The sequence below is a fragment of the Pseudomonas panipatensis genome, assembly GCF_900099785.1.
Taxonomy (GTDB): Bacteria; Pseudomonadota; Gammaproteobacteria; order Pseudomonadales; family Pseudomonadaceae; genus Pseudomonas; species Pseudomonas panipatensis.
This window is the reverse complement of record NZ_FNDS01000002.1, coordinates 182,726-196,159: the sequence shown is the minus strand read 5'-3', so window position 1 is coordinate 196,159 and position 13,434 is coordinate 182,726. Positions and strand designations below refer to the sequence as shown.

The window sequence follows — 13,434 nt, the reverse complement described above, 5'->3', positions numbered from 1 at the left end:
AATGCCGCAGATCGTATTTCTGCCCAACGCCGAGCACTGCCCGGAGGGCGCGGTGGTCGAGGCCCAGCCGGGCGAGACCATCATCAAGGCAGCGCTGCGCAATGGCATCGAAATCGAGCATGCCTGCGAGATGTCCTGTGCCTGCACGACTTGCCATGTGATCGTGCGCGAGGGCTTCGCTTCGCTGGAGCCTTCCGACGAGCTGGAAGACGACATGCTCGACAAGGCGTGGGGGCTGGAGCCGGACTCGCGGCTATCCTGCCAGGCGGTGGTCGGTGAGAAGGACTTGGTGGTCGAGATCCCGAAATACACCATCAATCAGGTTTCCGAAGGCCACTGAGCGGGGCGCGAAGCATGAGTCTGAAATGGACCGATGTGTTGGAAATCGCTATCCAGTTGGCGGAAAGCAAGCCGGAAGTCGATCCGCGCTACGTGAACTTCGTCGATCTGCACCGTTGGGTCATGGAGTTGCCGGATTTCACTGACGATCCCCAGCGCGGTGGCGAGAAGGTGCTCGAGGCAATCCAGAGCGCCTGGATCGAAGAGACCGACTGAGCGCGTCCCGGCGCTTGCTGTCTCGGCAGTCGGCTCGTCCTGCCGGCTGCTCTTTTTTTCGAACCCGCGTATAATTCGCGGGTTTTATCTTTAGGTGAGCTTCACAGAACCCCGTGTGGGCTCTTGCGGAGCTCGCCGGCCCGTCTGCCACGGGCCGGCTCCGCGCGTGCCAGCCGTCGTGCTGCTGCCGTCGTGCGGCTTACCCTGAATCACAGGAGCTCCTGGTCACCCCAGGGGCTTCTCAGCTTTACCAACCTTGCTTTCTGGAGTTTTCCATGGCCCTGCAACGTACCTTCTCCATCATCAAGCCCGACGCCGTCGCCAAGAACGTCATCGGCGAAATCCTGACCCGCTTCGAGAAGGCCGGTCTGCGCGTTGTCGCTTCCAAGATGGTTCAACTGTCCGCGCGCGAAGCCGGTGGTTTCTACGCCGAGCACAAAGAGCGTCCCTTCTTCAAGGACCTGGTTGCCTTCATGACCTCCGGCCCGGTCGTTCTGCAGGTTCTGGAAGGCGAAGACGCCATCGCCAAGAACCGTGAGCTGATGGGCGCCACCGATCCGAAGAAAGCCGACGCCGGCACCATCCGCGCCGACTTCGCTGTCTCCATCGACGAGAACGCTGTGCACGGCTCCGATTCGGAAGCTTCCGCTGCCCGCGAAATCGCCTACTTCTTCGCCACCACCGAGGTGTGCGAGCGCATTCGCTGATCCAGGCGAATGGGCGAGGGTGAATCCATGACTGATACCGCTGTTAAGGCCAACCTGCTGGGCATGACCAAGCCCCAGCTCGAGGAATTCTTCGAGTCCATCGGTGAAAAGCGCTTCCGCGCTGGCCAGGTGATGCAATGGATTCACCACTTTGGCGCCGAAGACTTCGACGCCATGACCAATGTCGGCAAGGCCTTGCGCGAAAAGCTCAAGGCCTGTGCCGAGATTCGCGGTCCGGAAATCGTCAGCCAGGACATCTCCGCGGACGGCACCCGTAAGTGGGTGGTGCGCGTGGCTTCCGGCAGTTGCGTCGAGACCGTGTACATTCCGCAAGCCGGGCGCGGCACCCTGTGCGTATCGTCGCAGGCGGGCTGTGCGCTGGACTGCAGTTTCTGCTCCACCGGCAAACAGGGCTTCAACAGCGACCTGACCTCCGCCGAAATCATCGGCCAGGTGTGGATCGCCAACAAATCCTTCGGCACCGTTCCCGGCAAGATCGACCGTGCCATCACCAACGTGGTGATGATGGGGATGGGTGAGCCGCTGCTGAACTTCGACAACGTCGTCACCGCCATGAGCATCATGATGGAGGACTTCGGTTACGGTATCTCCAAACGCAAGGTGACCTTGTCCACCTCTGGCGTGGTACCGATGATCGACAAGCTCGGCGAAGTCACCGACGTCTCCCTGGCGCTGTCCCTGCACGCGCCCAACGACGAACTGCGCAACCAGTTGGTGCCGATCAACAAGAAGTACCCGCTGGCCATGTTGCTGGATGCCTGCCGGCGCTACATCACCCGGCTGGGCAAGGAACGCGTGCTGACCGTCGAGTACACCCTGCTCAAGGATGTCAACGATCAGCCTGAGCATGCCGAGCAGTTGATCGCATTGCTCAAGGATTTCCCTTGCAAGATCAACCTGATTCCGTTTAATCCCTTCCCTCATTCCGGGTACGAGCGGCCGAGCAACAACTCCATCCGTCGTTTCCAGGACATGCTGCACAAGGGGGGATTCAACGTTACGGTGCGCACCACCCGTGGCGAAGATATCGATGCCGCTTGTGGCCAATTGGTTGGACAGGTGATGGACCGCACCCGTCGCAGCGAACGTTACATTGCCGTACGCCAGTTGGCGTCGGACGCCGAAAACGCACCGACCGCCAGTACTCGAAACTGATCAGGGGAGGATTCCGATGACCTTGCGCGCCGCGCTGTTCGTACTGTTGGCTTCTGTGCTGGCGGGTTGCGTGACGACCGGAAAGCAGGATCCCCTGACCACATCCAAGGGCCGTCTTGAGGCCCGCGATGCCTACATCCAGCTAGGCATCGGCTATCTCCAGTCGGGTAACACCGAGCAGGCCAAGGTGCCGCTGCGCCAGGCGCTGGAGCTGGATTCTTCCAGTGCCGACGCCCACGCGGCACTGGCCCTGGTCTACCAGACCGAGATGGAACCGAAGATGGCCGAGGCCGAATACCGCAAGGCGCTGTCCTCGCGCTCCGGCGACTCGCGCATCCTGAACAACTATGGCGGCTTCCTGTTCGAGCAGAAGCGCTATCAGGAAGCCTTCGACGTGTACCAGAAGGCCGCCTCCGACGGTATGTACCCCGAGCGTTCGCGGGTCTTCGAAAACCTTGGTCTGGTGAGCCTGCAACTGAATCAGCGGGCTCAGGCCAAGCAGTTCTTCGAGAAGGCCCTGCGCCTCAATCGCCGGCAGCCCAGCGCGCTGCTGCAAATGGCGCAGCTCTCCTATGACGAACGGCAATACGTGCCGGCGCGCACCTACTACGACGAATATTTGAAGCAGGGCCAGCAAAGCGCCCAGAGCCTGTTGCTCGGCGTCCGGCTCGCCAAGGTCTTTGATGACAAGGACACGGCGGCCAGCTATGGCCTGCAACTGAAGCGCCTGTATCCCGCTTCTCCCGAATACCAGGCATACCAGGCAGAGAAATGATGAAGACGTCGCAGCCAGAGGTCCTAGCATCGACCCGCGCGAATCCCGGTGAAGCCCTGCGCCAGGCGCGCGAGAACAGGGGCTGGTCGACCACTCAGGTAGCCGCTCAACTGAACCTGACCGAAGCCTCGCTGCACCATCTCGAGCAGGGCGCTTTCGATAAGTTGCCCGGGCACACCTTCGCCCGTGGTTACGTGCGTGCCTATGCCAAGCTGCTGGGCATGGACCAGGCGCAGATGGTCAACTCCTTCGACCAGTACACCGGCACCGACGCCACCGGCAGCACCGTGCAGAGCCTTGGCCGAGTGGCCGAGCCGATGCGCCTGTCGCGCAACCTGCTGCGTCTGTTCAGCCTGGTGCTGCTGGCTATCCTGGTGGGCTTTGGCTATTTCTGGTGGCAGGAGCGCTCCGGTCGCAGCCTGGTCGAGAACACCAACCTGAACATGGAGCACGTCGAAGTCGAGAGCGCCGACGGCACCACTGAAATCCATACCCTGGACGAGCCGGAAGATCAGGCCGTCGCGGAAGACAAGGCGAACCCTCCGTCGCCGAGCGCGCCGGCCGCCGATACGGCCGCGACGCCTGAGCAGGGCGCCGCAGCGCCGGGTGTTCCGGCCCAGCCGACGGCTCCTGCAACAGTGGCCGTTGTGCCCGCTGCGAGCGCCCCGAGCACCGTCGAAAGCGCTCCGGCCGCTCCGCTGGCGCACGTTGCCCAGCCGGCACTGCCTGTCGCCGCTCCCGTGGCTCCTGTTGCGCCCGTCGCACCGGCCAGCGCGCCGTTGCAGCCCGCGGAGCCCGTCGTGGCGGCGGCTGGACAGGGCGTGGTCAAGGTTCAATTCGTCGCCGATTGCTGGACCCAGGTCACCGATGCCGATGGCAAGGTGCTGGTCAGTGCCTTGAAGCGCAAGGGCGATTCCTTCGAGGTCGCCGGCAAGGCGCCCGTCGAAGTGCGCCTGGGCTACGCCCGCGGTGCCCAGGTCAGCTACAACGGCCAGCCGGTCGATGTTTCGCCGTATGCCCACGGTGAGACCGCACGCATGAAGTTGGGTGGACATTAAGATGCATTGCGCTTCTCCGATCAAACGTCGCCAGTCCCGCAAGATCTGGGTTGGTTCGGTGCCGGTGGGGGGCGATGCGCCCATCGCCGTGCAGAGCATGACCAACACCGATACCCTGGACGTCGCTGCCACCGTCGCGCAGATTCGCCGCCTGGAAGACGCCGGCGCCGACATCGTTCGCGTCTCGGTGCCGGACATGGACGCCGCCGAAGCCTTCGGCAAGATCAAACAGCAGGTTCGCGTGCCGCTGGTCGCCGATATTCACTTCGACTACAAGATCGCCCTGCGCGTCGCTGAACTCGGTGTCGACTGCCTGCGCATCAACCCGGGCAACATCGGTCGTGAAGACCGTGTCCGGGCCGTGGTCGACGCGGCCCGCGAGCGCAACATTCCGATCCGCATCGGCGTCAACGCCGGCTCGCTGGAAAAGGACCTGCAGAAGAAATACGGCGAGCCGACCCCCGAGGCCCTGCTGGAATCGGCCATGCGCCATGTCGATCACCTCGACAAGCTGGACTTCCAGAATTTCAAGGTCAGCGTGAAGGCCTCCGACGTGTTCATGGCCGTCGCAGCCTACCGCTTGCTGGCCAAGCAGATCGAACAGCCCCTGCACCTGGGCATCACCGAAGCCGGCGGCTTGCGTTCCGGTACGGTGAAGTCCGCGGTCGGCCTGGGCATGCTCCTGGCCGAAGGCATCGGCGACACCATCCGCATCTCCCTGGCCGCCGACCCGGTGGAGGAGATCAAGGTCGGTTTCGACATCCTCAAGTCGCTGCACCTGCGTTCGCGTGGCATCAACTTCATCGCCTGCCCGAGCTGCTCGCGGCAGAACTTCGATGTGGTCAAGACCATGAACGAACTCGAAGGCCGCCTGGAAGACCTGCTGGTACCGCTGGACGTGGCGGTGATCGGCTGCGTGGTCAATGGTCCCGGCGAAGCCAAGGAGGCGCACATCGGCCTCACCGGCGGCACGCCGAACAACCTGGTCTACATCGACGGCAAGCCGGCGCAGAAACTCAATAACGACAACCTGGTGGATGAGCTGGAACGGCTGATCCGCGAAAAAGCGGCCGAACGGGCCGAAGCCGATGCATCGTTGATCGTGCGCGGCTGATCGCAACAAGGACCCTACGTGAGCAAGTCCCTGCAAGCCATTCGTGGCATGAACGACATCCTGCCGGAACAGACCCCGGTCTGGCGTTACTTGGAAAACACCCTGGCCAACCTCCTGGAAGGCTATGGCTACAGCGAAATCCGTCTGCCCATTCTCGAATTCACCGAGCTGTTCGCGCGTGGTATCGGCGAAGGCACCGATGTGGTCGACAAGGAGATGTACACCTTCCTCGATCGCAACGAAGAGTCGCTGACCCTGCGCCCGGAAGGCACCGCGGGGACCGTGCGGGCGATGCTCGAACACGGCCTGACCGGTGGCGGCCAGGTACAGAAGCTGTGGTACGCCGGCCCCATGTTCCGCTACGAGAAACCGCAGAAGGGTCGCTATCGCCAGTTCCACCAGATGGGCGTGGAAGTCTTCAACCTGCCCGGCCCGGACATCGACGCCGAGCTGATCGTGCTGACCTGGCGCCTGTGGAAACAGCTCGGCCTGTCCGATTCTGTGACCCTGCAACTGAACAGCCTGGGTTCCAGCGAGGCGCGTGCGATCTATCGCGATGCCCTGGTGGCCTATCTCAAGGAACGCTTCGATCAACTCGACGAAGACAGCCAGCGCCGCCTCACCACCAATCCACTGCGTATCCTCGACAGCAAGGTGGAGGCCACCCAGGCCCTGCTCGTCGGTGCACCGACCCTGCACGATTACCTGGATGAAGAGTCGCGTCTGCACTTCGACGGGCTGAAAGCACGCCTCGATGCGGCCGGCATCGCCTATGAGATCAATCCGAAGCTGGTCCGTGGCCTGGATTACTACGGCCGTACCGTCTTCGAGTGGGTCACCACCAAGCTCGGCTCGCAGGGCACCGTTTGCGCCGGGGGGCGCTATGACGGGCTGGTTAGCCAGTTCGGCGGCAAGCCGACGCCGGGCGTGGGCTTCGCCATGGGCGTCGAACGTCTGGTGCTGCTGCTGGAAACCCTGGGCCTGGTCCCAGCGGAACTCAGCCGTCCGGCCGACCTCTACTTCTGCGCCTTCGGCGAGCCGGCCGAACTGGCCGCCCTGACCCTGGCCGAGCACCTGCGCGACGTACTGCCGGGCGTGCGCCTGTTGGTCAATGCCGGGGCCGGTAGCTTCAAGAGCCAGTTCAAGAAAGCCGACAAGAGCGGGGCTCAGTACGCCTTGATCATGGGTGACGACGAGCTGGCGGCGCGCGTGGTAGGTTTCAAACCCCTGCGTGGCGAGGGTGAGCAACAGAACATAGGCTGGGATGCTCTGCCCGAGCACCTGGCGGCCTGCATCCAGCGGGCTTGAGAAAAGACCGAATAGGAGTATTGGGGTGACCACGCGTACCGAAGAAGAACAACTGGCGGACATCAAGGACTGGTGGCAGCGCAACGGCATGCCCCTGCTCACCGGTGCCGCGCTGGCGTTGGTGGTGGTGTTCGGCTGGCAGGCCTGGAAAAAGTACCAGGCCACCCAGGCGCAGAACGCGTCCATCCTCTACCAGCAACTGGTGGAGAGTTCGCTCACTCCGTCCGGTCAGCCGGATACCGCGCGCGTCGCTGAACTGGCCGGCAAGCTCACCAGTGAATATGCCGGGACCCAGTACGCCCAGTACGGCCGCCTGTTCGTCGCCAAGGTCGCGGTGGACGCCGGCAAGCTGGATGATGCCGCGGCCGAGCTCAAGGCCATCGTCGACAAGCCGGTGGACGCCACCCTCGGCGAGCTGGCGCGTCAGCGCCTGGCCCGTGTGCTGGCTGCCCAGGGCAAGGTCGAAGACGGCCTGAAGCTGCTCGAAGGCGACACCGACAAGGCCTATCTGGCCAGCCGTGAAGAACTCAAGGGCGACCTGCTGGTGCAACTCAAGCGCACCGACGACGCCCGTTCCGCCTATGAAAAAGCCAAGGCTGCACTGCCGGATGACGCCGCCGCCGGCGCCCTGCAAGTGAAGCTCGACGATCTCGCCAAGGGAGGTGCCTGAAATGCTGCGCTGGAAACATGTTGCGCTGCTAGCGCTGACCCTGCTGGCGGTTGGTTGCAGCAGCAACAGCAAGAAAGAACTGCCGCCGGCGGAGCTTACCGACTTCAAGGAAGAGGTACGCCTGCAGAAGCAGTGGAGCCGTTCGGTCGGCGATGGCCAGGGTGAGCTGTACGAGCTGCTCCAGCCCGCGGTCGATGGTTCGACCATCTATGCCGCGTCCGCTGAAGGCCGGGTCATGGCCATTCAACGCGAAAGCGGCGACGTACTGTGGAAGCAGGACCTCGAGCTGCCGGTTTCCGGTGGCGTCGGTGTCGGCGGTGGCCTGGTGCTGGTCGGTACCCTGAAAGGCGATGTGATCGCCCTGAACGCCGCCACCGGCGAGCAGAAATGGCGTACCCGCGTGCCCAGCGAAGTGCTGTCGGCTCCGGTCACCGATGGTGATGTGGTGCTGCTGCAGACCCAGGACGACAAGCTGATCGCTCTCGAAGCCAGCACCGGTAACCAGCGTTGGGCCTACGAGAACAGCGTGCCCGTGCTGACCCTCCGTGGTACCGGTTCGCCGCTGATCGCCGGGCGTCTGGCGATCGCCGGCCTGGCCAGCGGCAAGGTCGTGGCGGTGGATCTGCAGCGTGGTCTGCCGGTCTGGGAACAGCGTGTCGCGATTCCGCAAGGTCGTTCCGAGCTGGACCGCGTGGTGGACATCGACGGTGGCCTGACCCTGGTCGACAACACCCTCTACGTCGCCAGCTACCAAGGTCGCGCCGCTGCCCTCGATCCGGCCAGCGGCCGGGTGATCTGGCAGCGTGAAGCGTCCAGCTACGCCGGCGTCGCCGAAGGCTTCGGCAACGTCTACGTCAGCGAGGCCAGCGGCACCGTCGAAGCGCTCGATGGCCGCAGTTCCTCGTCGCTGTGGAGCAACGAATCCCTGGCGCGCCGCCAACTGTCCGCTCCGGCGGTCTTCTCCAGCAACGTGGTGGTGGGTGACCTGGAAGGTTACGTGCACCTGCTGAGCCAGGTGGATGGCCGCTTCGTCGGCCGCGAGAAGGTCGACGGTGACGGCGTGCGCGTGCGCCCGCTGGTCGTCGGCAGCTGGATGTACGTGTTCGGCAACAGCGGCAAGCTGGTCGCTTACACCATTCGCTAAGCTGTGTGTTACATGCCGGCCGCTGTCGTGTAACGGCAGCGGCCGGATTGTTTTCTGAGCGGGTGTTTTCACATGACCCGAGCGATGCTCGGCTAATTTGAAAGCACCTTCTGAATTTCTGCATTTTTCCTGGAGAGCCGCATGGTTCCCGTAATCGCCCTGGTGGGCCGCCCCAACGTCGGCAAGTCCACCCTGTTCAACCGCCTGACCAAGACGCGCGACGCCATCGTCGCCGAATACGCTGGTCTGACCCGCGACCGCCAGTACGGCGAAGCCAAATGGCAGGGCAAGAAGTTCATCGTCATCGATACCGGGGGTATTTCCGGTGATGAGGAAGGCATCGATGCGAAAATGGCCGAGCAATCGCTGCAGGCGATCGAAGAGGCCGATGCCGTGCTGTTCATGGTCGACTCGCGCGCCGGCATGACCGCCGCCGACCAGATGATCGCCGAGCACCTGCGCAAGCGGAACAAGCGCAGCTACCTGGTGGCGAACAAGGTCGATACCGTCGACCCGGACATCGCCCGCGCCGAGTTCAGCCCGCTGGGCCTCGGCGACGCGCTGCCGATCGCCGCCGCCCACGGCCGTGGCATCACCCAGATGTTGCAGGAAGCCCTCGGCGAACTGTTCCTGCCGGACAGCGATGCGCCGGAAGACAACGACGCCCCCGACGAACTCGAAGAGGTCGCCGAAGGCCAGGAAGCCAAGCGGATTCCCGGCCCGAGCGAAAAGGATGGCATCAAGATCGCCATCATCGGCCGTCCCAACGTCGGCAAATCGACCCTGGTCAACCGCATGCTCGGCGAGGAGCGGGTGATCGTCTACGATCAGGCCGGCACCACCCGCGACAGCATCTACATTCCCTTCGAGCGCAACGACGAGAAGTACACCCTGATCGACACCGCCGGCGTTCGCCGCCGCGGCAAGATCTTCGAAGCGGTGGAAAAGTTCTCGGTGGTGAAGACCCTGCAGGCCATCCAGGACGCCAACGTGGTGATCTTCGTGATGGACGCCCGCGAAGGCGTGGTCGAGCACGACCTCAATCTGCTCGGCTTCGTCCTGGAGACCGGCCGCGCGCTGGTCATCGCACTGAACAAGTGGGACGGCATGGATTCGGGCGAGCGTGACTACGTGAAGACCGAGCTGGAGCGCCGTCTGCTGTTCGTCGACTTCGCCGACATCCACTTCATTTCCGCGCTGCACGGCACCGGCGTCGGCCACCTGTACAAATCGGTGCAGGAGTCGTTCCGTTCCGCCGTGACCCGCTGGCCGACCAGCAAACTGACGCAGATCCTCGAGGACGCGGTGCAGGTGCACCAGCCGCCGATGGTCAACGGTCGCCGCATCAAGCTGCGCTATGCCCACCTCGGCGGTGCCAACCCGCCGCTGATCGTGATCCACGGCAACCAGGTCGACGCGGTGCCCAAGGCCTACACCCGTTACCTGGAGAAGACCTACCGGCGCGTGCTCAAGCTGGTCGGTACGCCGATCCGTATCGAGTACAAGGGCGGCGACAACCCGTTCGAGGGCAAGAAGACCCAGCTCACCGAGCGCCAGGTCAACAAGAAGCGCCGCTTGATGTCGCACCACAAGAAGGCCGAGAAGAAAAAGAAAGACAAGCGCAAATAGCGCTGCCGGGCTTCAGACGGCGGGCCGCAGGCGATACAGTAGGGCACCTTCCCCTCATCGCCTGCAGCCTGTAGCCCGAAGCCATGCTTACCAGCAAACTGCCCAACGTCGGCACCACCATCTTCACCCGCATGTCGCAGCTCGCCGCCGAATGCGGTGCGCTCAACCTGTCCCAGGGGTTCCCCGATTTCGACGGCCCCGCCGCCCTGCGCGAGGCGGTTGGCCGCCATGTCATGGCCGGCCACAACCAGTACTGCCCGATGACCGGCCTGCCGGCGCTGCGCGAGCAGGTGGCGGCCAAGGTCGCTGCCTTTTATGGGCGCAGCGTCAGCGCCGACAGCGAAGTGACCATCACCCCCGGCGCCACCGAAGCCATCTTCTGCGCGGTGCAGGCTCTGATCCGCCCCGGCGACGAAGCCATCGTCCTCGATCCCTGCTATGACAGCTACGAGCCTTCCGTGGAGCTGGCCGGCGGTCGTTGCGTGCATGTGCCGCTGAGCCTGCCGGGCTTCCGCATCGATTGGCAGCGCCTGGCCGATGCCATTACCCCGCGCACCCGCCTGATCTTCCTCAACAGCCCGCATAACCCCAGCGGCGCGCTGATCGACGCCGCCGACCTGCAGCGCCTGGCCGAGCTGATCCGCGCGCGCGAGATCTACCTGATCAGCGACGAGGTCTACGAGCACCTGATCTACGACGGCGTGCAGCACGCCAGCGTGCTGGCCCACGAAGAGCTTTACGCGCGCGCCTTTGTCATCAGCTCCTTCGGCAAGACCTACCACGTCACCGGCTGGAAAACCGGCTACGTGGTGGCGCCGCCGGCGCTGACCGCCGAGCTGCGCAAGATTCACCAGTACGTCAACTTCTGCGGCGTGACGCCGTTGCAATGGGCGTTGGCCGACTTCATGGCTGCGCACCCCGAGCACCTGCGCGAGCTGCCGGGCTTCTACCAGGCCAAGCGCGATCTGTTCTGCGACCTGCTGGGCGGCTCGCGTTTCCAGTTCCAGCGTGCCGCCGGCACCTACTTCCAGGTGGTCGACTACTCGGCGATCCGCCCGGACCTGGACGACGTCGCCATGGCCGAATGGCTGACCCGCGAACATGGCGTCGCCGCCATTCCGGTCTCGGTGTTCTATCAACAGCCCCCGGCCGAGATGCGCCTGGTGCGCTTCTGCTTCGCCAAGAAAGAGGAGACGCTGCGCCAGGCAGCGGAGAAGCTATGCGCGATCTGAGCCAATTGCCCGACCTCAAGCTGGCCCTGGTGCAGACCACCCTGGCCTGGCACGACGCGCCGGCCAACCGCGCGCACTTCGCCGGGTTGCTGGAGCAGGCCCGCGGTGCCGACCTGGTGATACTGCCGGAGATGTTCACCACGGGCTTTTCCATGGATTCCGCGGCGCTGGCCGAGGGCGAGGAGGGCGAGACCCATGCCTGGCTGCGCGAGCAATCCGCGCGGCTGGACGCGGTGGTCTGTGGCAGCCTGATCGTCCGCGCCGCCGACGGCAGTTACCGCAACCGCCTGCTCTGGGCGCGTCCGGACGGTGGCATGGCGCACTATGACAAGCGCCATCTGTTCCGCATGGCCGGCGAGAATCGGCACTACACCGCCGGCGAGCACCAGGTGCTGCTGGAATGGAAGGGCTGGCACATCCGTCCGCTGGTCTGCTACGACCTGCGCTTCCCGGTATGGAGCCGGGATGCCGAGGACACCGACCTGCTGCTCTACACGGCGAACTGGCCGGCGGCGCGGCGCCAGCACTGGAATCGCCTGTTGCCGGCGCGCGCCATCGAGAACCTCTGCTATGTCGCGGCGGTGAACCGAGTCGGCGAGGACGGCAAAGGGCACGCCTATTCCGGCGACAGTCAGGTGCTGGACTTCCAGGGCGACAGCCTGCTGCTGGCCGGTAATGGCGACGGGGTCTTCCACGCCAGCCTTTCGGGCCAGGCGCTGGCGGATTATCGTCAGCGCTTCCCGGCGAACCTGGACGCGGATCGCTTCGTCATCGAGCCCTGAGCCGCAGCGGCCGGTTGCCCTCAATAGGCGCTGGCCGCATCCAGCCTGTGGATATCCTCGTCGCTCAGTTGCAATTGCGTTGCCGCGATCAGGTCCGGTAGCTGTTCCAGGTTCGAGGCGCTGGCGATGGGCGCGGTGATGCCGGGACGGGCGATCAGCCAGGCCAGCGCCACTTGCGCCGGGGTGGCGTCGTACTCCTCGGCGACTTCGTCCAGGGCCACCAGGATGGTCATGCCGCGTTCGTTCAGGTAACCCTTGACCTTGTCGGCGCGCGCCTCGCTCTTGCCCAGGTCGGTATGGCTGCGGTACTTGCCGCTGAGGAAGCCTCCGGCCAGGGCGTAGTAGCAGATCACCCCGATGCCCAGTTCGCGCACCGTCGGCTCCAGGCGGGTCTCGTAGTCGGCGCGGTCATAGAGGTTGTAGTTGGGTTGCAGGCACTGGTAGCAGGGAAGCCCCAGGTGCTCGGCCACGGTCTTGGCTTCGCGCAGGCGCCGCGCGTCGTAGTTGGACGCCCCGATGACGCGCACCTTGCCCTTGTCGATCAGCTCGGCGAAGGCGCCCAGGGTTTCCTCCAGGGACGTGTGCGAGTCATCGCAGTGCGCCTGGTAGAGATCGATACGGTCGGTCTGCAGGCGTTGGAGCGAGCGCTCCACCGCCTGTTCGATATAGGCGGCGGAAAGTCCCTTGTGCCCGTTGCCCATGTCCATGCCGACCTTGGTGGCGATGATCACCTGGTCGCGCTTGCCGGTCTTTTTCAGCCACTTGCCGATGATGCTTTCCGATTCGCCACCGCGGTGGCCGGGGACCCAGCGTGAGTACACGTCGGCGCTGTCGATGCAGTTCAGCCCGGCGTCCAGCAGGGCGTCGAGCAGGCGAAACGAGGTGGCTTCATCGGCCGTCCAGCCGAACACGTTGCCGCCGAACACCAGAGGGGGAATGGTCAGCCCGGAATGACCCAGTTCGCGTGAGATCACCTGTCATTTCTCCTTACTGCGTTGTGGTTGAACCAGCATAGACCCTGTGTGGCGGTTGACATCCGAGCCGCCGCTTGGCCACTATCGGGGCCTGATTGACGCAACGGATGTCCCATGTCCCCTCTCTTCGACCACCCGCAGATTGCCAAGGGCCTCGACGCCCCGGCTTGCGCGTGCGTCGTCGTTGCGAAGAAATCGAAGAAACAGTCGCTCATTTGACCGGGGCGCTGTCCCGTCAGATGGGCTGACAGGACACAGAGCGCACAGGTCGATCACTCCCCACGCTTGATTCCCGCATCCCTCCCTGACG

General features: G+C 64.2%; 14 protein-coding genes. 13 read left to right on the top strand and 1 reads right to left on the bottom strand.

Going from position 1 to position 13,434, the window contains the following annotated elements; all coding sequences use genetic code 11:
- Window position 1 precedes the first annotated feature (1 nt).
- The 13 genes from fdx (at window position 2) to BLQ74_RS04995 (ending at window position 12,150) form a co-directional block, all read left to right on the top strand.
- On the top strand, window positions 2-340 hold the full coding sequence (gene fdx, locus BLQ74_RS05055) for an ISC system 2Fe-2S type ferredoxin (RefSeq protein ID WP_090261451.1): 339 nt from the start codon (window positions 2-4) through the stop codon (window positions 338-340).
- A gap of 14 nt (window positions 341-354) precedes the next feature.
- On the top strand, window positions 355-555 hold the full coding sequence (gene iscX, locus BLQ74_RS05050; RefSeq protein WP_090261450.1) for a Fe-S cluster assembly protein IscX: 201 nt from the start codon (window positions 355-357) through the stop codon (window positions 553-555).
- A gap of 275 nt (window positions 556-830) precedes the next feature.
- On the top strand, window positions 831-1,262 hold the full coding sequence (gene ndk / locus BLQ74_RS05045) for a nucleoside-diphosphate kinase (RefSeq protein ID WP_090261449.1): 432 nt from the start codon (window positions 831-833) through the stop codon (window positions 1,260-1,262).
- Window positions 1,263-1,289: 27 nt separating this feature from the next.
- Entirely contained in the window at window positions 1,290-2,438 is a 1,149-nt protein-coding gene (gene rlmN / locus BLQ74_RS05040) for a dual-specificity RNA methyltransferase RlmN (RefSeq protein WP_090261979.1), read from the top strand.
- A 16-nt stretch (window positions 2,439-2,454) separates the two neighbouring features.
- The gene (gene pilW / locus BLQ74_RS05035) at window positions 2,455-3,213 is read left to right on the top strand and encodes a type IV pilus biogenesis/stability protein PilW (protein WP_090261448.1); all 759 of its coding nucleotides are present in this window, start codon (window positions 2,455-2,457) and stop codon (window positions 3,211-3,213) included.
- A complete protein-coding gene (locus BLQ74_RS05030; RefSeq protein WP_090261447.1) occupies window positions 3,210-4,271 on the top strand; it encodes a RodZ domain-containing protein in 1,062 nt (353 codons plus the stop codon). The genes pilW and BLQ74_RS05030 overlap by 4 nt, the downstream gene beginning before the upstream one ends.
- Before the next feature lies 1 nt (window position 4,272).
- A complete protein-coding gene (gene ispG, locus BLQ74_RS05025; protein ID WP_090261446.1) occupies window positions 4,273-5,385 on the top strand; it encodes a flavodoxin-dependent (E)-4-hydroxy-3-methylbut-2-enyl-diphosphate synthase in 1,113 nt (370 codons plus the stop codon).
- A gap of 18 nt (window positions 5,386-5,403) precedes the next feature.
- Window positions 5,404-6,693, top strand: a complete 1,290-nt coding sequence (gene hisS / locus BLQ74_RS05020) for a histidine--tRNA ligase (protein WP_090261445.1) — start codon at window positions 5,404-5,406, stop codon at window positions 6,691-6,693.
- A 25-nt stretch (window positions 6,694-6,718) separates the two neighbouring features.
- Window positions 6,719-7,363, top strand: coding sequence for a YfgM family protein (locus tag BLQ74_RS05015; RefSeq protein ID WP_090261444.1), 645 nt, complete (start codon window positions 6,719-6,721; stop codon window positions 7,361-7,363).
- Window position 7,364: 1 nt separating this feature from the next.
- The gene (gene bamB, locus BLQ74_RS05010; RefSeq protein ID WP_090261443.1) at window positions 7,365-8,507 is read left to right on the top strand and encodes an outer membrane protein assembly factor BamB; all 1,143 of its coding nucleotides are present in this window, start codon (window positions 7,365-7,367) and stop codon (window positions 8,505-8,507) included.
- A gap of 141 nt (window positions 8,508-8,648) precedes the next feature.
- On the top strand, window positions 8,649-10,136 hold the full coding sequence (gene der / locus BLQ74_RS05005) for a ribosome biogenesis GTPase Der (protein WP_090261442.1): 1,488 nt from the start codon (window positions 8,649-8,651) through the stop codon (window positions 10,134-10,136).
- Window positions 10,137-10,219: 83 nt separating this feature from the next.
- Window positions 10,220-11,368 (top strand): pyridoxal phosphate-dependent aminotransferase, encoded by a 1,149-nt coding sequence (locus BLQ74_RS05000; RefSeq protein WP_090261441.1) that lies wholly within the window; start codon window positions 10,220-10,222, stop codon window positions 11,366-11,368.
- Complete coding sequence (locus BLQ74_RS04995; protein WP_170842768.1) at window positions 11,356-12,150, top strand: amidohydrolase; 795 nt, start codon at window positions 11,356-11,358, stop codon at window positions 12,148-12,150. The genes BLQ74_RS05000 and BLQ74_RS04995 overlap by 13 nt, the downstream gene beginning before the upstream one ends.
- A 20-nt stretch (window positions 12,151-12,170) precedes the next feature.
- Here the strand turns inward: BLQ74_RS04995 and BLQ74_RS04990 are convergent, their stop codons facing one another.
- Entirely contained in the window at window positions 12,171-13,124 is a 954-nt protein-coding gene (locus tag BLQ74_RS04990) for an aldo/keto reductase (RefSeq protein ID WP_090261440.1), read from the bottom strand.
- Window positions 13,125-13,434: the final 310 nt, after the last annotated feature.